The organism is Vibrio sp. 1557 (genome assembly GCF_033340175.1).
Classification (GTDB): Bacteria; Pseudomonadota; Gammaproteobacteria; order Enterobacterales; family Vibrionaceae; genus Vibrio; species Vibrio alginolyticus.
The window spans coordinates 1-1,126 of the sequence record NZ_JAWOVZ010000241.1; the positions used below are offsets into that span (position 1 = coordinate 1).

Here is a 1,126-nt window from a genome sequence, read left to right on the forward strand (position 1 = left end):
GCCAATGGAACGGCATGGATGGTGTCAGTTATGGCCGCTGCGACATGCAAGTGAACTTCAAGCAACGCAAAGTAATGCCACCCGACAGAGCTCGCGGCTCGATTGCACGTACTTACCTGTACATGAGCAAGGAGTACGGATTCAAACTATCCAAGCAGCAAACTCAGCTAATGAGTGCTTGGAACAAAACCTATCCGGTAGACAAATGGGAATGTGAGCGTGACGAGCGCATCGCCAAAGTACAAGGGAACCACAACCCGTTTGTTCAAGAGGCTTGCCGCGCACTGTAAAAACACAAGCGCACCCGAGCTTTGTTTGAGGCGTTTCCTTCATTCGAAACGCCTCTTGCCCCTTGTTTTTTCGGTGCAAAGCATCCATGTTAGGAACTAAGTTTATTCTCTTGCTGGAAATCTCATGCGTATCCCTCGAATTTATCATCCAGAAACCATTCATCAACTTGGTACCATCGCTTTAAGTGAAGACGCTGCAGGCCATATCGGCCGAGTACTTCGCATGAAAGAAGGCCAAGATGTTCTATTATTTGACGGCAGTGGCGCAGAGTTCCCAGCAGTGATCAGTGAAGTCAGTAAAAAGAACGTTCTCGTTGACGTAACTGAGCGCGTCGAAAGCAACATTGAATCCCCTCTCGACTTACATCTTGGCCAAGTCATTTCACGTGGCGATAAGATGGAGTTCACTATCCAGAAATCAGTAGAGCTTGGCGTTAATACCATCACACCACTTATTTCTGACCGTTGTGGCGTAAAGCTGGATCAAAAACGTTTTGAGAAAAAGCTCGCGCAGTGGCAGAAGATTGCGATCAGTGCGTGTGAACAATGTGGTCGCAACGTAGTACCAGAAATTCGCCCAATCATGAGCTTGGAACAGTGGTGCCAAGAAGAGTACGATGGGCTAAAGCTCAACCTTCACCCTCGTGCAAAATACTCAATCAACACCCTGCCGACACCTGTAGAGAAAGTGCGTCTTCTGATCGGCCCTGAAGGCGGTTTGTCTTCAGAAGAGATCGACATGACTCGCGAATACCAATTTGAAGAGACGCTACTCGGCCCCCGCGTTCTACGCACCGAAACTGCGGCTTTGACAGCAATTACAGCCTTACAAGTTC

2 protein-coding genes are annotated in these 1,126 nt (G+C 48.5%); both read left to right on the forward strand.

The genetic code is table 11. The features are described 5' to 3' along the window. On the forward strand, positions 1–290 hold a 290-nt coding region (locus tag R7070_RS26190; protein WP_318141512.1), incomplete at its 5' end, for an endonuclease. Positions 291–414: 124 nt separating this feature from the next. Beyond that, a partial coding sequence (gene rsmE / locus R7070_RS26195; RefSeq protein WP_318141513.1) for a 16S rRNA (uracil(1498)-N(3))-methyltransferase occupies positions 415–1,126 on the forward strand: 712 nt, incomplete at its 3' end.